Source organism: Streptomyces sp. NPDC093260 (genome assembly GCF_040683715.1).
Classification (GTDB): Bacteria; Actinomycetota; Actinomycetes; order Streptomycetales; family Streptomycetaceae; genus Streptomyces; species Streptomyces sennicomposti.
The window spans coordinates 66,643-86,077 of the sequence record NZ_JBFBEK010000031.1 but is presented as its reverse complement, the minus strand read 5'-3'; the positions used below and the strand labels follow the sequence as shown (position 1 = coordinate 86,077).

Here is a 19,435-nt window from a genome sequence, read left to right as displayed (position 1 = left end):
GCATGCCCCCTACCGTCGCGCCAGCCAGGTCGCGATCTCGTCCACCACCGCAGGATCAACATGCCCTGGCCGCGTGTACTCGGCCGGCGTGGGTTGGCCGCTGCCGGGAAAGAAAAGATGATTGGCGTCCTCGTGGATCCGGATCGCCACCTCGGGCCGGTGTGCCAGGGCACGCTGCCAGCCTGCCAGATCGTCGGCGACGGTCACTTGGTAGTCCCGCCCGCCCTGAAGGATCAGCATCGGGCAGACCAGTTCGGCTGCCGTGGCCACCGGGTCGTAGGCGCGCAGATCGAGCCAGTAAGCTGCGGAGAAGCCCAGCGGCAGCATGCTTGACGGCGTGTCAGGTGTAAGTTCCGGGTCCGCCACCGACGCGGCCTGCTGGACCAGTGCCGACACCGCCTCCTCCGCGCTCGGGCCGGGGGCGAGCTCCGCGAGATAGCGGGCCACCCGGACGGCCGCCTCATGCATCGGCTGCGTGTCCGCGGCGAGCAGCACCAGGCCCGCGATCGATGGGTCGGCGGCGGCGATCCGGGGCGCCACCTTGCCGCCCATGCTGTGCCCGAGCAGGTGGATCAGCTCCGGTGCCACCTCGGGCTGCTGCCGGAGCAGCCGGACGGCAGCGAGTGCCTGGGGCAGGTACTCGTCGGCCATGGTGAAGTCCGATGGCAGACGGTCCGGGTGCGCGAAGGTCACCTTGTCGAAGCGCAACACGGCCACCTGGCGGGAGGCGAGCCCCCAAGCGAGGTCCTTCAGCGGCTTGTTAGGGCCGCTGCTTTCGTCCCGGTCGAACGCGCCACCACCGCTGAGCAGCACCACGGCGGGCCACGGTCCGGAGCCGACGGGCAGGCTGAGCGTGCCGGGGACCGCGAGCGGCCCATCACCGAGCAGGACGTCCCGCTCGGTGAACCGGTCCGCATCCGCGTAGTGCGGCGGCTGCCATTCGGCGCCACCGTGCGGATCGAGTCTCAATCCGTGCAACAGACCGTCGTCGCCGACCGACGTGACCACGGTGAAGCTGCCATTGACGCAGGTCACCGGGATGCGTACGCGCACCAGGCCGGCCTCGCCCACCTCGGTCACCGGCTCCTCAATCACTTTGACCCCGCCCTGTCCGGCAGCCGCGGTCGTCCACGCGAGCCGCAGCGCCTCGGCGGAGACTGCGGCCCTCAGTGGGGGCGCGAACAGCCCCACGATTTCGCCGAACCGTTCCGCCTGCAGCAGCGTGGCGACGCCTCGCGCTGCCTCCAGCACCCCACCCTCATTCATTCTCATATTTGAGAAAGGTAGCAGTCGTGAGAAAGTTGGGCATGAACTCCCTGGATCTGCTCGCCCACCCCATCCGGCTGCGGATCGTGCATGCGATGGGCGGGCGAAGGCTGCTGACCACCGCACAGCTCTGCGCACGCATCCCAGAAGCCTCCAAAGCCACCGTCTACCGGCACATCGATCTGCTGGTGGGCGGCGGGGTCCTGGAGGTGGCTGAGGAGCGTAGGGTGCGCGGCGCGGTGGAACGGCACTACCGGCTGCTACAGGACCGGGCCGTGATCAGCTCTGAGGCGGTCCGCACACTCACCGCCGAGGACCATCGGCAGGCATTCGCCACCGCAATGACCGCCCTGCTGGCCGAGTTCACCGCCTATCTCGACCGCGACAGAGCTGATCCTGTGGCCGATCGGGTGGGTTACCGGCAGCATGCACTCTGGCTCAGCCCGGCGGAACTGGAGGAACTGATCGGCGAGCTGCGCGCGGCCATCGCTCCGAAACTTGCCAACCAGCCGAGCCCCGAACGAGCGCAATACCTGCTCAGCCCCATCCACTTCCCGATAGAAGCCCCTCAGGCGGAACCCGAGCGGCCCACGACAGAAGCCGAGCAGGAGACAGACACATGATCGGCCGGACAGCTCCTAGTCCGCTTCACCGGACGCTTACTGCTGGCCCTGGCCACCGTCACGATGCTGGCCGTCGTCTTTCTCGCACTGATCACCCTCACAGACGGGGCAGGCTCGGGGCTCGCCGCATGGTTGCCGACCCTTGGAGTCGGGGCTGTCCTCGCGCTGTGGCGGGGCCGGCACCGCACCTGGCCGACGCGGCTCGTGCCGTTCCTGCCGGTGGTCGTCGCGGCGGGGTTGACAGCAACGGTCTGCATCCCGACCGTGCCGACGGCCCGGCGGTACCCGCCCGCCCTACCCTTCGTGGCCACGCAGCACTGGAGCCTGGCCACAGGCAGCCGGGTCGCGGTGTACCACTACCCGCCCGCGCACCCCGGCACCCGGCACCCCATCCCGCTCGTGTACCTCAACGGCGGACCGGTCCGCGGCATCTCGGTACTCGACCACCGGTTCCTGCAACTCCTGGCCCGCCAGGGCTACGACGTCTACGCCTACGAACAGGCCGGCGGCGGACGCAGCGACTTGCTCCCCATGGACCAGTACACGATCTCCAGGTCAGTCAGAGACCTCGCCGCCTTCATCGACCGCCTGGACAAAGGCAAGGCCGACATCCTCGGATTCTCCTCCGGCGGGGCCGTGCTCACCCGAGCCCTGGCCGACCCGAGCGCCGCCGCCCGCTTTCACCAGGCGATCATCGCCGAGCCCGGCCCCATGGACGGCCCCACCGCACACATCGCCGGGCACAAGGGCCGAAAGTCCGCACGAAGCCTCGCCCCGGCCCCGACCGGACCGCGATCCGATGGACGAGCGCTGCACCTCTCGCAGCCGGATCCTCCGCCATGAGTCCGAACGCCCAGCCCAGCCGCTCAGCCCACGCACAAGCGTCGTCCGCATCTGAACCTGCCTCGTCAGCCACGCACAGGATCATCCCCCAGCGCAGTCGGCTCGCTCCACCCAACGGTGCGGGGGAGAAACACAAGGGCCCCGATGCGCAACGGACACGGCCCGGTACGGCACCTCGCGTCAGACGTTGCACAGCTGGCGGTGACGGTTCGAGCAGGAGGGCGTGTCCGGTCTGCTGGATCGCTCCCGGTGCCCGCGGAACAGTCCCACGCGCCTGTCTGCGGAGGTCGAAGCCGAGATCTGCAACCTACGTCGCCGGCACCCCCGCTGGGGCGCCCGCCGGATCTCCCACGAACTGGCTGTGCGCGGGCTGGAGTCGGCGCCTTCGCGGGCCACGGTCCATCGTGTGCTGTCCCGCAACGGCCTGGTCCGCACCCAGGAACAGCAGCATCCGCGCAAGTACCGCCGGTGGCAGTGCGAAGGGCCCATGCACCTGTGGCAGATGGACCTGGTCAACGGGGTGCCGCTGGCCGACGGGCGGGGGTGCAAGACGGTCACCGGCATCGACGACCACTCCTGGTTCGTCGTGATCACCTCGGTCGCGGCCGTGCCCAGTGCCCGCGCGGTGTGCTCGGCCTTCACCGCCGCGATGCGCCGTTACGGGGTGCCCTTCGAGGTCCTGACCGACAACGGCAAGCAGTTCACCGGCCGTCATACCCGCCTCCAGCCGGTTGAGGCACTTCTCGAGCGCATCTGCCGGGAGAACGGCATCACCCAGAGACTGACCACGCAACGTTCACCCACCACCACGGGCAGGACCGAACGTTTTCACCGCACCCTGCGCGAGGAGTTCCTCGATCACGTGGCGCCGTCCGAGTCGCCGGCCGCTGCCCAGGAAGCGATCGACGGCTGGGCGCCTACAACCACCAGCGCCCGCACCAGGCCCTGAGCATGGCCACCCCGGTCAGTCTCTGGACACCTCATGCACGCCATCGCTGACAACGCCCTGATGGGAACCTGACCCTGCCCCGTTCCGGCCGACCGTCTCGGGCAGATCGACGGGGCACGGACAGCGACGTCGCCGCTGCCGCCTCCGCCCCTGCCTGCAGGTGCCATCCGGGCCCGGCGCAAGGTGCACGCGAGCGGCCGCTTCATGATCAACGGCCAGTTCATCAAGCTCGGCCCGCGGCATGCGGGAAAGATCGCCACCGTCGTCATCGAGGACACCCACTACCGGGTCCTGCGGGGGGAGGACGAACTCGCTGTCAGGCCCTGCAAGAACCTTGGGCCGATCACCGGGCTCTACGTCAAAGGCATGGGCACCCAGATGTTGCGCCAGGAATTGCGCCGGAGGTCGCGCGCGCTTTCTCCGCTGGTCCGTGTTCGTGCTGGTCACCATGGAGCCGACCCTGATCGTGGGTGTGGACGGACCGGGCGAGTGGCCGCCGCACATCATCAGTTGCCCGGCTGGACCGTCAAGCCCGACCGGGGACTTGCTGCAGATCGGCCTTCCACTGCGGCTCTTGCCGCATTTGCTCGTCGCCGTGGCTCGCCAGCCTCTACGGTCCGAGGATGACAGACGCATGGACGATCGGCAGTACCGTCGCGACGGCGGCGGCCACGCTCGTAGCCCTGGGTGTCGCCGTGAACGAGAGCCGGACACGGGTGCGGGAGCGGGCCGACCGGGACGCGGCCCAGGCGCGGCTCCTCCTCACCCGCGCCCGCGGAGAGACCGCCTATGTCGACAACTACAGCGACCAGCCGTTCCTGGAGGTGTGGTGGATCAGCGCGGACGCGGTGAAGCCGGGCTCGCCGGCCGTGCCGGTCCGCTACGCAAGCGGCGAGCGGCGGTACATACGGCCGCTGCCCGCCAGGGGGTCCTCGCTGATCCGTCTCGCCGAGCACACGTGGGACGGGCACAGTGGCCCGGCCCCCCGGGACTTCACCGTGCGCGCCACGGTGCACTACCTGGACGCCTCCGGCCTGTGGTGGAGCCGCACCGGCAATGAGCAGCCTGTGCGGCTGCTCACCAGCCATGGTGAGCCACGGGATCCGTGAGAAGCGGCCGAGGGACGCTCCGGGCGGTGATCCCGCAGCCCTCCGACCAGATCGCCAAGCGCAATCCGAGACGCTTGCGCAGTTCAACCCTGCTGAGAGTCGACCTGACCCGGCAAGTCTGGCTCTGCTTGAAGTCGAACGTCGCACCGCCGTCGCTGCCGTGAGCAGGACCCGCACCGCTGTCGTGTTCGGCCCCGAGCTGAACCTTGTGCCGGTACTCGGGGCAGTCCGGTGGGACCAGGCCAGCCGCCCCGACGTCCCCGGCCGGCGCATCCTCGGCGTGGACGTCGTGCGCGCCGGTGGGGACCCCACCGTGCTGTGCCACCGCCGCGGCCTGGTCGTCGCTCACCCAGAGACCTACGACCGCGAGGACGCCATGCAGACCACCACCCGGGTGCAGGCCGCCCTGGGCGAGGAGGAAGGCGCCGCCGCGGTGGTCGAACTCCATCGGCGTGGGCGGCGGCGTAGTGGACCTGCTGCGGGAACTCGGGGCGCCCGTGCTCGCTACACCGGGACGGCCAAGAGCAAGCTGCGCACCCGTAACCGGGAGTGAGGGTTCCTCACGACCCTGACCGCAGCGACCGAGGCGACGCGGACCTCGGTCAGCCAGCATCTGGCCCGGCTGCGCCTGGCCGGGTTCGTCACCACCCGCAAGGAGGGGCGCCGGGTCGTCTACGGCCTGCGTCACGGGCACCTGCGCCGTCTGGTCGACGAGGCGCTGAACGTCGCCGACCACCGGATCGGCCACCTGCCGCCCCACGACTGACGCCCCATCGCGCAGGGGATTGCCGGCTGGTGACGCGGTGACCGGATCGGTCGGGTCAGGGTTCGACGGCTTGGCGGATGCGGCGGGACGGGGTGAAGGCGTACAGGTCGAGGACGCCGGGAGGGTCGGCCAGGCCCGGTCCGCCGGCTTCGACCCACGCCGCGATGTCGTCGGCTGCGCCGGTGTCGTTGACCAGGCCGAGCCAGACGGGCCGTCCGCCGGCCGCGCGGCCGGCGGCGGAGGGCTGGATGACGATGACGTTGGCGTGCTCGCAAGCGTCCAGGCAGCCGGTGACGCGTACCTGGGCGATCCGCGTGAGGGACGAGCGGAGTTGGTCGAGCTGGGCGGGATGGTCGAGTCCGGGGATCTTCGCGGTGCCGCAGCAGCAACCGCGGCAGACGGTAACTGTGCAGCGGGCAGCCCCCGCGCCGGCGGGGGCGGTCTTGCGGCTGCGGCGGCTCACTGGGCGTTCCCGGTGCGGGCGCGGCGCCAGGCGCCGTCGGCCAGCAGGCGCAGGCCGTTGAGGCCCACGATGACGGTGGAGCCCTCGTGCCCGGCGACACCGAGCGGCAGCGGCAGGGTGCCGGCCAGGTCCCAGATGACCAGGCCGGTGATGAAGGCGGCGGCGATGACGAGGTTCTGCACGACCAGGCGGCGCGCCTGGCGGGAGAGCGCGACGACGGTGGGGATGGTGGCCAGTTCGTCGCGGACCACGACGGCGCCGGCGGTCTCCAGGGCGAGGTCGGATCCGGCGCGGCCCATGGCGATGCCGGTGTGGGCGGCGGCGAGCGCGGGGGCGTCGTTGACGCCGTCGCCGACGGCCAGCACCTTCCGTCCGGCCTGTTCCATCTCTTGCACGGCGGTCACCTTGTCCTGCGGCAGCAGACCGGCGCGGACGTCGGTGATGCCGGCCTCGGCGGCGAGGCGGGCGGCGGCGCGCGGGTTGTCCCCGGTGACCAGGAGCGGGGCGCTGCCGGTCAGCTCGGTGAGGGCGGTGACGGTGGCGGTGGCCTCTTCGCGCAGCCGGTCGGCGATGCCCAGCACCCCGGCAGGGGTGCCGTGCAGCGTGACCAGCACGGCCGTGCGGCCCTCTTCCTCCAGCTTCGCGGCCGCTGTGGCGGTGGGGTGGCTGATGAGGCTGTCGAGGAGGCGGGCGGGGCTGCCGACTGCGACGGTGCGGCCCTCGACCTTCGCGCTCACCCCGGTTCCCGGGGTCGAGGCGAAGTCCTCCGCCAGCGGGATGTCGAGGTTGCGGGCGCGGGCGGCGTCCACGACGGCGCGGGCCAGCGGGTGCTCGCTGGGGTGCTCGGCCGCTGCCGCGAGCCGCAGCAGCTCGTTCTCGCTCAGCCCGGAGGCGGCCAGCGGGCGGATGTCGGTTACGCGAGGGGTGCCCTCGGTCAGGGTGCCGGTCTTGTCCAGCGCCACCGCGTCGATCTGGCCGAGCTGTTCCATCACCACGGCGGACTTGACCAGCACGCCGTGGCGTCCGGCGTTGGCGATGGCGGACAGCAGCGGGGGCATGGTGGCCAGCACCACCGCGCACGGGGAGGCGACGATCATGAAGGTCATGGCGCGCAGCAGCGTGGGCTGCAGCGCGGCGCCGAACAGCAGCGGCAGCGTGAACAGCGCGATGGTGGCGGCGACCATGCCGAGGCTGTAGCGCTGTTCGACCTTCTCGATGAACAGCTGGGTGGGCGCCTTGGTCTCGGAGGCTTCCTCGACCATGGTCACGATGCGGGCAATCACCGAATCGGACGGGTCGCGCTCGACCTTCACCCGCAGCGCGCCGGTTCCGTTGAGGGTGCCGGCGAAAACTTCGTCGCTCACCTGCTTGGCCACCGGCAAAGGCTCGCCGGTGATGGTGGCCTGGTCGACTTCGCTCGCGCCGTCCAGGACGTGGCCGTCGGCGCCGATCCGCTCACCCGGGCGCACCAGGATGGTGTCGCCCACGCCGAGCTGCTCGGTCGGCACCGTCTCCTCGGCACCGTCGTCAGCGAGCCGGGTCGCGGTCGTCGGGGCGAGGTCGAGCAGGCCGCGCACCGAATCGGCGGTGCGGGCGGTGGCGATCGCCTCCAGGGCGCCGGAGGTGGCGAAGATGACGATCAGCAGCGCGCCGTCCAGGGCCTGTCCGATCGCCGCCGCACCTAGCGCCGCGACGACCATGAGCAGGTCCACGTCCAGCGTCTTCTCCCTGAGGGCCTGCAGTCCGGCCCAGCCGGGCTCCCAGCCGCCGGTGGCGTAGGTGAGGGCGAACAGCGGCCCCCACGCCCACGCCGGCGCCCCAAGCAGGTAGAGCGGCAGCGCGATCAGGAACAGCACCAGCGCGGTCGCCGCCCAGCGGGCCTCGGGCAGCGCGAAGATCCGGGTGCGGCGCCGGGGCGCGACCGCGTCGCGCACGGCCGCGTCGCCGGCGGGCGCGGGACGGGTGAGGGTGCAAGACATCGAAGCGGGGTCCTCCGCAGACGTGAGCGGACAGCGTCCAACCCCACCACCGTAACAGGAACGAATGAACATCGATTCATGTGTTCATGGGGCGGCGTACGATAGACCGCATGGGTCATGGAGCCGCAACCCCCGCCAGCCGCGTCCCGCGCACCCGCCTCACGGCGGACAACGCCGCGAAGGTGGCCGCCACGCTGCAGGCGCTGGCCACGCCGTCGCGGCTGCTGATCCTCTCCCGCCTGCGTGAAGGACCCCTGCCGGCGACCGAGCTGGCCGCCGAGGTCGGCATGGAGCAGTCCGCCTGCTCCCACCAGCTGCGCCTGCTGCGCAACCTCGACCTCGTGGTCGGCACCCGCAAGGGCCGCTCGGTGGTCTACTCCCTCTACGACAACCACGTCTGCGAACTGCTCGACCAGGCCCTCTACCACGTCGAGCATCTCCGCCTCGGCCTGAGCGACGCCCCCCAGCAGGCCGCCGAGCCGGACGCTCAGGCAGTCGCCTTCCCGAGCGCCTGACCACCGCCTCTCTCGGCAGGGCGCCGAGCGGGCTTCCCTGCTCGCGCGGTTATCGGCCGCATGGGACGTACATGATCACGGCTATGCCCGCCGGGCGGCCAACGCCGGCTGACGCGGCTGTCGCGTGCTGCCGACTCTGCGCGTGGCGCTTCGAGGCCTCGGCCCGCTCGTTCGCCTTGGCTTTCTGCGCTTCGGAAGAGAGCTTGGACAGATCCCGTACGTGCTCGGTCCTGCGCGCCCCCGTCATCAGGTCCTTTTGCAGCTCGGGAGGCAGCCTGAGCAGGGACAGCTTGCTCGACAGCGTGGAGGCGACTGTCTGCCTGCTCAGAGGCATCGTCGGGAGTCCCATGAAGTGGCTCCGACCTCGAAGCAGGCGTCAGCTCGCGCTCCGCTCCCCCGCACGGCCGCGCGTGCCTGTCAGGGCGCTTTCGGCTGCGGGCCGTCCATCTGCCGGCCGTGTGCTGGGCCGGCGGACTCGGTGTGTGAGAGCGCGGCGAGGAGCCGTAGTTTCTCGTCGCTGTCGCTGTCCTTGTCGGGGTAGTAGACGACGAGGATGACGTCGTCGAGGGGGAGTTTGTCGCGGTGGAGGTGGAGCTCACCGACGACGGGGTGGTGGACCGTGGTGGTGCCTCCGTCGAGGCTGCGGACGTCGTGGCGGGCCCACAGTGTGCGGAACCGCTGGCTGGACAGTGCGAGTTCTCCGACGAGTTCGACGAAGCGGGGGTTGTCGGTGTCGTCCCCGATGGTGGTGCGAAGGGCGGCGACGAAGTCGCCGGTGGCCTTCGCCCAGTCCTGGTGGAACGCTTGTTCCTCGGGATCGAGAAGGAGGGAACGGAGCCGGTTCTGGCCGGGCCGCAGACGGGGGGAGAGCGCGACGGCCATGGGGTTGGAGGCAAGGACGTCGAACGCGCGCCCTTCGATGAACGCGGGGATCTGAAGGTGGGCGAGCAGTTCGTGCGCGCGCGCCGGCACGTGCTCGGGCCGCTTGCGGCGCAGCGCCCTGGGGCGTGCCGCGGCAAGGCCGTGCAGATACGTCCGCTCGACGTCGTCGAGTTGCAGGACGCGCGCGAGTGATTCAAGGACCTGCGGTGAGGGGTTCTTGTCACGTCCCCGTTCCAGGCGCAGGTAGTAGTCGGGACTGATTCCGGCGAGCAGAGCCACTTCCTCACGGCGCAGGCCGGGCACGCGGCGGTTGCCGCCGGGCGGGAGTCCCACCTGAGCCGGGGAGATCAGCTCACGGCGGGCACGGAGGTAGCTGCCGAGCCGGTTGCCGGTTTCCTCATCCTTCATACCGACACCGTAATGCGGTGTGCGTGTCCCGAAGGGGGCCCTGGCAGGACCAGGGAGAACGGGGGCCCTGCCACCTGCGGCGGATGCCGTCGAGACTGCGTAGCGCTGTTGCGCACGTGACATGCAGCATCACTTTCCGCGCCGCGGGTCCGAAGGCCGCCGGCGCCCTGAGATGAAGGGACGATCTCATGGATCTCTCCAACCGCACCGTTCTCGTCGTCGGCGGTACCTCGGGTATCGGGCGGGAGCTGGCCCGTCGTTTCGCCGCGGCGGGCAGCACCGTGGCCGTCGGCGGCCGCAGCCCGCAGGCACTCGCGGAACTCGCCGAAGAAGGTTTCGGCACCTTCCACATCGATGTCACCGACGGCTCCTCCGTCACGTCGGCCCGTGACGCCGCGCTCGCCCGGTACCCCGAGTTGGACACCGTGGTGACCATGTCGGGTGTCATGCTTCTGGAGGACCTGCGCGACCCCGCGCACTTCGAGGCGGCGGAGACGACGATCGACACCAACCTGGTCGGCACCATCCGGGTCATCGACGCCTTCACCTCCCACCTGGTCCGGCGGGGTGCCGGCACCTTCATCACCGTCACCTCCGGCATCGCCTTCCTGCCGTTCCCGCCCATGCCCAGCTACGCCGCCTCGAAGGCTGCAGTGCACGCCTACTCCGAGGCACTGCGCGCGCAGCTCGACGGCACCGGTGTCGGCGTCGTCGAACTCGTCCCCCCGGCCGTCGCCACAGCAGGCCAGGAGAAGATGGCACCGCACGCGCTGCCGCTCGACGACTTCGCCACCGAGGTCATGCACCTGCTGTCGCAGGACCCCACCCCCCACGAGATCCTCGTGAAGGGCGTTCACATGCACCGCTGGGCCGAGCGCGACGGCACCTACGACGACCTTGTCGCGCAGCGCTCCCAGGCGTTGACCATGCTCTCTGGCCGTGAAGGCTGACATCCCGCCGACGGCTCCTCACCAATCACTCCGAAGGTGCCTCTGTGTCCTTACGGTGCTGCTGACATCGCCGGCGTCGCCTGCCTGGGCGTCGGCGATGCCGCGCCGTCCCGCGACTGAGCCTGAACGGCGCCCGCCACGCCATCGCCGACCGGGACTGGGCCGGTGTCAGTACTTCCTGCTGGCGTGTGTCACCCGTCGGCGAGGCGCTGGATGGTGGCGCTCAGCCAGGCCTGGAGATCAGCGGGGTCGCCCAGTTCGGAACGCAGGACCCGGAGACGGGTCGAGACGCCGAGCACGAAGGCGTCGATCGCCGCGGCCCGACTGAGGGCCTCCGCGTCGTCCAGGCCGCTGTCGCGCAGGTAACGGTGCAGTGGTTGCAACGAGTTCGTGTCGAGGAAGGCGGCCAGCGCCTTCGCCGCCTCAGGGCGTTCGCCGGACGCGCGTTGCAGCACGAGCAGCGGATCCTCCCCGGGTGCTCCGAACCAGCGCTGGACGATGCTCGCCGCGAGGCGCGAACCCAGCGTGGAGCGGTCACCGTCGAAGGAGTTGGAAACCGGAATCTCCACTCGGGTCGCCGCCAGGAAGAGGCCGTCCTTCCCACCGAAATAGCGCGTGATGAGGTTGGGCGACACGCCGGCCGCGTCGGCCACGCCTTTGACCGTGATCGCCGCGTATCCATGCTGGGCGAACTGGCGTCGGGCCTGCTCCAGAATCCGCTGCCTGGTGGCGGCCGCATTGCGCAACATCATGTGTACGAGCATACACATCATGTGTATGCTCGTACACATGAACGACGAGATGCGGGAACGACTCCGGTGGACGCGGCGTGTCGCGACTCCGTGGAGTGACGACGGGACGCGCGGCATCGACGGCACCCGCCTCGACGAACTGCTCGAACGCTGGGCGAACGGGTACGACTGGGCCGTACACGAGCGCCGCATCGGCGAATTGCCCTGGACGACGGTGCGGGCAGGCGACACCGACCTGCGCGTGATCCACCAGCGGTCCTCGGATCCCGGCGCCCCGGTTGTCGTACTGCTGCATGGCTGGCCGGACTCCGTACTGCGGTTCGAGCGCGTCCTGCCGCTGCTCGCGGACATGCACGTGGTGGTTCCCGCGCTGCCGGGCTTCCCGTTCGCGGCCCCGCTCACCGTTTCCGGTATGTCGGCCAACCGGATCGCCGACATCGTCGCGGACGCCCTGGACCAGCTCGGTTACACGCGGTACACGGTGTCCGGCGGCGACGTGGGGGGCACCGTCGCGGAAGTCCTCGCGGCCGAACACCCGGACCGGGTGGCTGCCCTGCACCTCACGAACATCGCCCCGCAGCGTGCGCTCACGGCGGACCCGGCGAAGCTCGCGCCCGACGCGGCGGCCTACCTCGGCCGGACGGCGCAGTGGTTCCGGACCGAGGGCGGGTACATCGCGGAGCAGTCGACGCGGCCGAACACGCTCGCCGTCGCCCTGGGCGACTCACCCGCCGGCCTCGCGGCGTGGATCGTCGAAAAACTGGAGTCCTGGTCCGACGAGTCGGCCTTCACCCCGGACGAGCTTCTCACCTGGGTCACCGCTTACTGGGTCACCGGCACGATCGGCACCTCTTTCACCACCTATGTGGAACCGGTCGCCCTTGCTGACCGCATCGACACGCCGACCGTGCTCTCCGTGTTCCCGCGCGACATCAAGCCCGAGCCGCGAAGCTACGCCGAGGCGTTCCTGAACGTCTGCGATTATGTGGAACACCGTGCCGGCGGCCACTTCGCAGCCTGGGAACAGCCCGAGGCCTACGTTGACGACGTGCACCGTGCGGTCAAGCTGGGCGGCTGAAAGACCTTACGGCTGGCCTCAACCGGCCCATCAACAACGTAAGTTCCCCGAAGCTCAGCCAACCCATGTGATGGGCCCTCGGGTCCAGGCGGCAGCCGGCCCGAGGGGCCGACCTCATCAGCGCGGCCGTAAGCGTCGAGCTTGGCATGGTCTCCCCCGGCAGTGCCAGGACCCGGTGAGAGCTCGCGCTGGTCGGACGCGGGGAGCGGTCCGTCCTACGCCCAGATGCGCCTTCACACCCCCCCGGCCAGGCAGACGGCCCGGATGGGTCATGAGCGGTCGACCACAGCAGCTCCAGCCGCGAGCATCTGTGCGATCACCAGGTCCGCCACCTCGGCATCACAGATCACCTCTGCCATCGGCGGATCGCCTCTCATGACCGGTAGTGCAATGAAGGGCTTCCTGGCCTTCCACGTGGTCCATGCGGAGCCCGTGGGAGCCCTGAGCGCCACCGTCCGGCCGCCGCCCTCGACCAGCTGCGGGCCGACATGCGCCTCGACGGCCGGCACGACGAAAAGCAGCTTGTATACTTCCTGACCCACCTGGGCGATGGGGCGACCGCCATGCTCTTCCGCTGCACCGTCTGCGGTGCCCATCTCGCCTACGCCGACGCATCCTAGAAGTCGTCTGCTTGGGCGAGTCTGCGGTAGCAGATGAGGGTGCAGGCGATGCTGCGAAGGGTCAGGAGGCCAGGCCCGTGCTGGATGCCCACCACGCGGTGCTACGGATCACGCTGGAGTGAGTCGAACGGCGCGAACCTCGCAGCCACCCTCGGGTCGACGGAGTCCACCGACCAGCCGACCGGCTGCGGACTTTTCTGCGGGCCGGTGAGCCCTGCCGGGGTCCGTCCCATCACCTGGTCCCAGCCGCCGGCCTGGGTGCTTCTACGGCAGGGCCGGGTCCGGGCACGAGTCGGCGGGCCAGGTCAGCGTCCAGCCGGTTCCGCGGACGTGGACGGTCGGGGAGGTGAGAGGACGCCCGGTGGGGGCGGCGGAGGCCGCGAGGTGGTCGGCGCCGGTTGGGTCCGTGGACTGGGGAGCGGGCAGCCGGGGTACGCCGGCGACCGTGCACGCCAGTTGCATCAGAGCGGCGTGGCTCAGGGCAGGGACGCCCGCGGGGAGCCGGACGGAGAGGGTGTCGTCGTCGGCGGCCGTCACGTCCGGTGCGGCGGTGAGCCGGGGGAGTTCCGTGGTGGCCGCCGGGGTCTCGCTCGTGGACGGTCCGTCGAACAGCGCGCGCACGGCGCCTTCGTAGTCCCCGGGGCCGTCGATCCCGCGCGGGTACGGCTTCGGTTCGCCGTCGTGCAGGAAGTAGACGGGAGTCATGGTGGGTGGCGGTGACTGGTGATCGGGAGTGGCCATGCCGCTTGCCGGCTGACCCGCCTCGATGACACCGGACTGGGGGACTCCGCAGGCCGCCGTCATGAGCGCCGCGGCGAATCCGGCCAGCAGCGCGGGTGTGCGTGACCCCTTCACCGGCAGCCTCCGGCGGCCTTGTCGGTGTCCGGGGAGTCGCGCCGCAGCGGGAGTTCGACTGTGAACTCCGCGCCGCCGCCGGGCAGGTTCACTGCGCTGATGCGTCCTTGGTGCAGACGGACGTTCTCCGCCGTGATGGCCAGTCCGAGTCCGCTGTTCTCGCTCCTGGCCCGCGAGGCGCCCGCCTTGTAGAAGCGTTCGAAGATGTGCGGCATCGCTTCCTCCGTGATCCCCGGCCCGTTGTCGCTGACCTTGACGACCGCCCACGCCCCGTCCGCTCGCTCCTCCCGCTCCATGGACAGCCGCACCGGCGCCGCCCCGTGCCGCAGGGCGTTGCCGACCAGGTTGGCCATCACCACGTCGAACCGGCGTGGGTCCACGCGCGTCCGGAGCACGCCCGTTCCGGGCACGCGTGTCTCCACCCGGTCCTGCCAGCCGCGTGCGGCGAGGGTGTTCGCCAGGGACTCGGACAGGTCGAGCTCGTCCAGATTGGGTTCGATCGCGCCCGCATCGAAGCGGGAGATTTCCATCAGATCATCCACCAGTCGGCTCAGCCGGGTGGTCCCCTCACGGACGAGCCGCAGCGCGTCGCCCGTCTCCTGGTCCAGGTGGAGCGCGTTCTCGTCCAGCACGTCGGTGACCGCCGACATCGCGGCCAGCGGTGTCCGCAGTTCATGGGAGACATCGGCGACGAAGCGGCGCGCCTGGGCCTCCAGCCGGCGCAGTTCCGCCACCGACCGCTCCAGCGCGGCCGCCGTGTCGTTGAAGGACTGCGACAGATCGGCCAGTTCGTCGGAACCGCTGACCGCCAGCCGGACGTCGAGGTGCCCTTCGGCCATCCGGCGCGTCGCCCCGCGCAGCGCCCGCACGGGACGGAGCACACCGCTCGCGGCCAGCAGCGCCAGGGCGACGGCGAGGCACAGCGCCACCAGGGTGGCGCGCTCGATGTTGCCGACCATCGCGTCGACGTACGCCTCTTCGGTGTTCTGCGGCACCACCAGGAACATCGCCGTTCCCGAGAGCCTGGGCGTCTGGTCCGGTCCGGTGGCGTAGGTGACCGGCATGCCGACGACGAGGAAGGAATGCCCGTGGGTGTTCACCCGCTGGAACACCGCGGCGCGCTTGGTCCGCACGGACCGCAGCAGTTCCGGGCTGAGCTTGTCGAAGTCGGCGCTCGGCGCCCAGGCGCGTCGGTCGCCGTACGTCGCCAGGACCCGCCACTCCTGTTCCGGGTTGGCGTGCAGTACCTGGTCCACCGCCCGTTGGAGGTCCGAGGCGTCCGGCGCCGGGGGTGTGTAGACGGCCACGGCGTTGACACTGGTCCGGAACTGTCGGATGACGGCGTCCTGGCTCTGCTGCAGCACCCCGGTCCGCGCGCCCCGGAAGGCGAGTGCCCCGGTGCTCAGGGCGCTGACCGTGGCGACCAGGACGAAAGCCGCGATCAGGCGGGGGCGCAGGCCCCGCAGCGGAAGCGGGACGCGCGCCAGGGCCGCCCGCAGGAAGGGCGCCCGCCCGGACACCGGGCCGTTCACGAGGTGCCGAAGCGGTAGCCGAAGCCCCGCACGGTCTGGATGTACCGGGGTCGGCCGGCGGGCTCACCGAGTTTGCCGCGCAGTCGCTTCACGCAGGCGTCCACGAGCCGTATGTCGCCGTAGTAGCTGTGTTCCCAGACCAGTTCCAGCAGTTGCTGGCGGCTGAACACCTGGCCGGGCGAGGCCGAGAGGGTCAGCAGCAGCCGAAGCTCGGAGGGGGCGAGCGTCACGCGTTCACCGTGGTACGTCACCACGAGTCCGGCCCGGTCGATGACCAGGTCACCGTGCGACTCCGGCCGGGGCCGGGCGGTGTTCGAGACGGACGGGTCCTGTCTGCGCAGCACGGCCCGTATGCGCGCGTCGAGCACCCGGGCCCGCACGGGTTTGACTACGTAGTCGTCCGCGCCGGCCTCCAGCCCCACGACCACGTCGATGTCGTCCCCTTTGGCGGTCACCATGATGATCGGCACCTGGTCGCGGCCCCTGATGCGCCGGCACACGTCGAGGCCGGACATGCCGGGCAGCATGAGGTCCAGCACGACGACGTCCGGGCGGAAGGAGCCGAGGTGTTCCCAGCCCTCTTCGCCCGTTTCGGCGGCGATCACCTCATGTCCCTGATGTCGCAGGCCCAGCCGGACGGCCTCGCGTACGTCTGGGTCGTCCTCGACAAGCAGAACTCGTGGCACCTCGGGAGTGTAGGCAGGTGCCGGCCGGCGACCGTCCGGAGGGGGGCCCCGGACGGGAGCTGTTACCAAATGATCACACCGGGCCGAGGGGCCGCCCGCCGCTGGTCCGGTCCGCGGCGACCAGCACCGCCGGAAGGCACTCGTTACCGTTCCGTGATGATGCGCGCTCATGGTGATCATCTGGAACAGCCAGTTTGAGCTGCCATGCACGCATCTCACCAGGCCGAACGCCGCCGGCCCTCCCGCCGCCGGCGACGACCGCGTCGTCGTGGCGGGGGCTGGCTGGTCACCGCTCTGACAGTCGCCGGGCTGCTCGGCTCCGCCGCCGTCCTCCTGGACGGCCGTAGCGACGCGTCGAGCGGCGCGCCGCGTCAGCGGAGCGCGGTGAGCGCTCCACCTGAGGCCCAGACGAAGACCAAGAACAAGAACACGACAAAGAGGAATACAGCTCCGCCGCCCTCCCCTTCGCCGACCGACACCGGGAGCGAGGTCCCCGCGAAGGGCACCGGCGTATTCGTCACCGCGCAGGCAGGTGGCGCGAAGGTCGGCCGGGGCCCGCGTCCGCTCCGCTACGTCGTGAAGACCGAGACCGGTCTCGGCCTCTCGCCGGCCCAGGCGGCCCACGAGATCGCCGGCATACTCGCCGCGCCCCGGGGCTGGACCCACAACCCGGCCTACGCGTTCCAGTTGGTGAGCGCGGGACAGCCGCACGACCTCACGGTGAGCATCGCGACGCCGGGGACGGCGGACGCCCTGTGCTGGGCGGGCATCCAGCAGGACACCGGTGGCGAGTACAACTGCGAGGTTCCCGGCGGGGTCGTGGTGAACCTCAAGCGCTGGGTCGAGGGCTCGCCCACGTTCGACGGCCCGATCCACGACTACCGGGCGTTGATCATCAACCACGAGATGGGGCACTTCCTGGGCTACACGCACACCACCTGCCCCGGGCCCGGCCGCTTGGCCCCTGTGATGATGCAGCAGATCAAGGGCCTGCACGGATGTGTCGCCAACGCCTGGCCCTACGACCGGAAGGGAGCCTTCGTCTCCGGGCCGAAGGTGCCGTGAACCGCTGTTGCAGAGCGGTCATGGTCCGGGCCAAGGGTGATCACCCGTGGCCACAACGCTTCCGTCCGGTGCCGGCCGCCCCGTGGCTGGCAGGCCGACGAAAACCCCCTCACTCGATTGAATGGACAAGCACGTCTGCATCTGCGCACCAGTTCGGAAACTGGCCGTGGCCGTGCGTCTGCCGCTGCTGGCGGCGTGCGGCGCCGAGGCGGCGTCGCACGCGGGGAGCTGCGCGAAGGATCCGGCCGGAGCGCGGGGAGAGCTCGACGTTCCCGCGGGCAGTGGTAGACACGCCGTTCAACGTCCTGGGCCGCGGGCGGAGTCCCGGTGCCCCGCAGTTCGCGCCTGCCGTGCGGAGCAGCGCGGCGTGACGACCGGGACGCACCGGAATCGTCAGACAGGGGATGTGAGCGCTGGTGCGGTCCTCACCGGACGGACGGGTCTGCTCTCACGGATGCCTTGAGCCCTGGTGACGTGCGCAGATGCCCGCGGAGCCTGCTCAGGCTTCGGTCTCCGCGGTCCGGCGGTCCCGTGTGGCAGCGCGTTCGTCGTGGACGAAGAGAACAAGCCCCAGCGCGAGGAGGCCGGCAAGCGCCCACACGGCGCGGACACCCTCCCAGTGCGTAAGGACGCCACCTGCGACGGCACCGGCCAGGAAGCGCCGATGACGGCGGAGAACCGGCGGGCCCGGCGGGCAGCGTCCCGGTCGCGCTGGATGAACGCCAGGTAGGCGCTCTGTGTGGCGGTGCGCAGGTTGCCCGTCGTCATGGCCGTGCTGTAGGCGGTGTCCACCAGCGTGCGGAACATGGCTACCTGGAGTGAGGCGCTGAAGGCCACCAGCACTGTGGCGGCGGTGTCCGCGGTGCCCCCCGGCAGCAGGCCCACGCAGAAGAGGACCAGGATCTCCAGGACGAGGGCGGCTCGGGCGGGCCACCGAACCCTGGCGGCCACTCCAGGCCGCTTGAGCGACTCCGCGACGAGCACGCCCAGGACGAACGCGACGATCGGTGGAATGTGACGTAGGGCCTCCGCCCATTGGCGGCCCGCGACGGCGACACCCAGCAGGACGACGTTACCGGTCTGCGCATTGGCGAACACCTCACCCCGCCCGACGTACGTGTACGCATCGAGGCCGCCGCCTACCAGGGCCAGGAGAACACCCAGACGCACCGAGTGCGCCGTGGGAAGATGTGCTGATCTCCGTTCGGACATGTCTTCCGCTTCCCGATCCATCCGGTGCCGACTCGCGTGATCTCCGGGCCGGCGGCCGAACGCCAGCCGACCCGGGGACTCCGCACGACCAAGATTGTCGCCGCTGCTGAAGACTCGATGACGCAGGCAGTCTCCAGGTGCATCGGAACTCTTCCGCGGCTTGGGCGGCGCTTCGTCGCGATCGGCCTTCTGTTGGAGCGCGCTCCAGCCGCCGCGAACCCACCGCCGACATCACAGCAAGGGCTGGCGCGGAAAGTGCCTCGGTAGCCGGCGGGAGTGGTGGCGGGCGTCCCCGGCCAGGTGGAGTCCGAGATCGGCCGTGGTGCCCAGGCTGCAGTGGCGGGCGACTTCCTCGACGGGTAGGTCGGTGGTTTGCAGGAGGCGCCGGGCTTCCTCCGGGCGTTGAGCCGGCGCAGGCGCGTCGTGCCGGTCTCGGCGGTGAACCCGTGGGCGAAGGTGCGGGGCAGCGGCCTGCCGGGCGCCAGGGACGCCGCGGCCTGGGTGCCGTGGGGAGGCCGACGACCTCGGACCCACCCTCATCAACGATCCGTGCGCATCTCACCCCCGTAGCCTCACGGCTGGACCCGGCTGACTGGGTGGCGAAATCGGACCACGACGCATGGCTGTGTAAGCCCGCCAAGAGATCTTGCTGAGGTACCCCGGTCGAGCGTGACCGTTGTGACGATCTGATCGTTCGGCGGGTGTGACGACTCGGCCGTGGACCGTGGAGGATAACTTGCGGGCGCTGATCGAACCGCTGCTGCCGCCCTGGCCGGCGCGGTCGCCGGGGCCTAGATGATCGATTCCAAGGGGTGGTTGGCTACGGGTGAGCGATCAGCCTTACTCATCCCGTGACTGGTGACCTCCGTGGTGACGGTCAGG

The 19,435-nt window shown here is 70.5% G+C and carries 19 protein-coding genes and 2 pseudogenes; 11 read left to right on the top strand and 10 right to left on the bottom strand.

The window, feature by feature from the left end; all coding sequences use genetic code 11:
• Positions 1-9: 9 nt before the first annotated feature.
• Positions 10-1,251 carry an alpha/beta hydrolase gene (locus AB0N63_RS30285; protein ID WP_365533852.1) on the bottom strand — a complete coding sequence of 414 codons (1,242 nt, stop codon included), beginning with the start codon at positions 1,249-1,251 and terminating at the stop codon, positions 10-12.
• Positions 1,252-1,307: 56 nt separating this feature from the next.
• On the opposite strand from AB0N63_RS30285, the gene AB0N63_RS30280 reads away from it, so the two are divergent.
• The 7 genes and pseudogenes from AB0N63_RS30280 to AB0N63_RS30250 form a co-directional block, all read left to right on the top strand.
• On the top strand, positions 1,308-1,889 hold the full coding sequence (locus AB0N63_RS30280) for a helix-turn-helix domain-containing protein (RefSeq protein WP_365533850.1): 582 nt from the start codon (positions 1,308-1,310) through the stop codon (positions 1,887-1,889).
• A 303-nt stretch (positions 1,890-2,192) separates the two neighbouring features.
• On the top strand, positions 2,193-2,732 hold the full coding sequence (locus AB0N63_RS30275; RefSeq protein ID WP_365533847.1) for an alpha/beta fold hydrolase: 540 nt from the start codon (positions 2,193-2,195) through the stop codon (positions 2,730-2,732).
• Positions 2,733-2,901: 169 nt separating this feature from the next.
• Positions 2,902-3,707, top strand: a pseudogene (locus AB0N63_RS30270) (IS481 family transposase); the annotation flags it as partial.
• A 178-nt stretch (positions 3,708-3,885) separates the two neighbouring features.
• Positions 3,886-4,308 (top strand): hypothetical protein, encoded by a 423-nt coding sequence (locus AB0N63_RS30265; RefSeq protein WP_365533845.1) that lies wholly within the window; start codon positions 3,886-3,888, stop codon positions 4,306-4,308.
• A complete protein-coding gene (locus AB0N63_RS30260) occupies positions 4,305-4,790 on the top strand; it encodes a hypothetical protein (protein WP_365533842.1) in 486 nt (161 codons plus the stop codon). The genes AB0N63_RS30265 and AB0N63_RS30260 overlap by 4 nt, the downstream gene beginning before the upstream one ends.
• A gap of 160 nt (positions 4,791-4,950) precedes the next feature.
• Positions 4,951-5,343: a hypothetical protein gene (locus AB0N63_RS30255; protein ID WP_365533839.1), complete on the top strand. Its 393-nt coding sequence runs from the start codon at positions 4,951-4,953 to the stop codon at positions 5,341-5,343.
• A gap of 6 nt (positions 5,344-5,349) precedes the next feature.
• Positions 5,350-5,556, top strand: a pseudogene (locus AB0N63_RS30250) (transcriptional regulator); the annotation flags it as partial.
• Between the two features lie 55 nt (positions 5,557-5,611).
• Here AB0N63_RS30250 and AB0N63_RS30245 read toward each other — a convergent pair.
• Positions 5,612-6,019 (bottom strand): (2Fe-2S) ferredoxin domain-containing protein, encoded by a 408-nt coding sequence (locus tag AB0N63_RS30245; protein WP_365533837.1) that lies wholly within the window; start codon positions 6,017-6,019, stop codon positions 5,612-5,614.
• Positions 6,016-7,998 carry a heavy metal translocating P-type ATPase gene (locus AB0N63_RS30240; RefSeq protein ID WP_365533835.1) on the bottom strand — a complete coding sequence of 661 codons (1,983 nt, stop codon included), beginning with the start codon at positions 7,996-7,998 and terminating at the stop codon, positions 6,016-6,018. The genes AB0N63_RS30245 and AB0N63_RS30240 overlap by 4 nt, the downstream gene beginning before the upstream one ends.
• A gap of 110 nt (positions 7,999-8,108) precedes the next feature.
• On the opposite strand from AB0N63_RS30240, the gene AB0N63_RS30235 reads away from it, so the two are divergent.
• The gene (locus AB0N63_RS30235; protein ID WP_365533833.1) at positions 8,109-8,513 is read left to right on the top strand and encodes a metalloregulator ArsR/SmtB family transcription factor; all 405 of its coding nucleotides are present in this window, start codon (positions 8,109-8,111) and stop codon (positions 8,511-8,513) included.
• Between the two features lie 417 nt (positions 8,514-8,930).
• Here the strand turns inward: AB0N63_RS30235 and AB0N63_RS30230 are convergent, their stop codons facing one another.
• On the bottom strand, positions 8,931-9,803 hold the full coding sequence (locus AB0N63_RS30230) for a helix-turn-helix transcriptional regulator (RefSeq protein WP_365533831.1): 873 nt from the start codon (positions 9,801-9,803) through the stop codon (positions 8,931-8,933).
• Between the two features lie 188 nt (positions 9,804-9,991).
• Here AB0N63_RS30230 and AB0N63_RS30225 point away from each other — a divergent pair, with 188 nt between their 5' ends.
• Positions 9,992-10,753: an SDR family NAD(P)-dependent oxidoreductase gene (locus tag AB0N63_RS30225; RefSeq protein WP_365533828.1), complete on the top strand. Its 762-nt coding sequence runs from the start codon at positions 9,992-9,994 to the stop codon at positions 10,751-10,753.
• 191 nt (positions 10,754-10,944) lie between these two features.
• Here the strand turns inward: AB0N63_RS30225 and AB0N63_RS30220 are convergent, their stop codons facing one another.
• Positions 10,945-11,505: a TetR family transcriptional regulator gene (locus tag AB0N63_RS30220; RefSeq protein WP_365533826.1), complete on the bottom strand. Its 561-nt coding sequence runs from the start codon at positions 11,503-11,505 to the stop codon at positions 10,945-10,947.
• 37 nt (positions 11,506-11,542) lie between these two features.
• On the opposite strand from AB0N63_RS30220, the gene AB0N63_RS30215 reads away from it, so the two are divergent.
• The gene (locus tag AB0N63_RS30215; protein ID WP_365533825.1) at positions 11,543-12,583 is read left to right on the top strand and encodes an epoxide hydrolase family protein; all 1,041 of its coding nucleotides are present in this window, start codon (positions 11,543-11,545) and stop codon (positions 12,581-12,583) included.
• Positions 12,584-12,852: 269 nt separating this feature from the next.
• Here the strand turns inward: AB0N63_RS30215 and AB0N63_RS30210 are convergent, their stop codons facing one another.
• The 4 genes from AB0N63_RS30210 to AB0N63_RS30195 all read right to left on the bottom strand — a co-directional run bounded on the left by AB0N63_RS30210 (position 12,853) and on the right by AB0N63_RS30195 (position 16,276).
• Positions 12,853-13,179 carry a hypothetical protein gene (locus AB0N63_RS30210; RefSeq protein WP_365533823.1) on the bottom strand — a complete coding sequence of 109 codons (327 nt, stop codon included), beginning with the start codon at positions 13,177-13,179 and terminating at the stop codon, positions 12,853-12,855.
• A 288-nt stretch (positions 13,180-13,467) separates the two neighbouring features.
• On the bottom strand, positions 13,468-14,058 hold the full coding sequence (locus AB0N63_RS30205; protein ID WP_365533821.1) for a hypothetical protein: 591 nt from the start codon (positions 14,056-14,058) through the stop codon (positions 13,468-13,470).
• Positions 14,055-15,590 carry a HAMP domain-containing sensor histidine kinase gene (locus AB0N63_RS30200; RefSeq protein ID WP_365533818.1) on the bottom strand — a complete coding sequence of 512 codons (1,536 nt, stop codon included), beginning with the start codon at positions 15,588-15,590 and terminating at the stop codon, positions 14,055-14,057. Before AB0N63_RS30200 ends, AB0N63_RS30205 begins: the two co-directional genes overlap by 4 nt.
• Positions 15,587-16,276, bottom strand: coding sequence for a response regulator transcription factor (locus AB0N63_RS30195; RefSeq protein WP_365533816.1), 690 nt, complete (start codon positions 16,274-16,276; stop codon positions 15,587-15,589). Before AB0N63_RS30195 ends, AB0N63_RS30200 begins: the two co-directional genes overlap by 4 nt.
• A gap of 384 nt (positions 16,277-16,660) precedes the next feature.
• Here AB0N63_RS30195 and AB0N63_RS30190 point away from each other — a divergent pair, with 384 nt between their 5' ends.
• Positions 16,661-17,341, top strand: coding sequence for a DUF3152 domain-containing protein (locus tag AB0N63_RS30190; RefSeq protein ID WP_365533814.1), 681 nt, complete (start codon positions 16,661-16,663; stop codon positions 17,339-17,341).
• 393 nt (positions 17,342-17,734) lie between these two features.
• Here the strand turns inward: AB0N63_RS30190 and AB0N63_RS30185 are convergent, their stop codons facing one another.
• Complete coding sequence (locus AB0N63_RS30185) at positions 17,735-18,553, bottom strand: YoaK family protein (protein ID WP_365533812.1); 819 nt, start codon at positions 18,551-18,553, stop codon at positions 17,735-17,737.
• Positions 18,554-19,435: the final 882 nt, after the last annotated feature.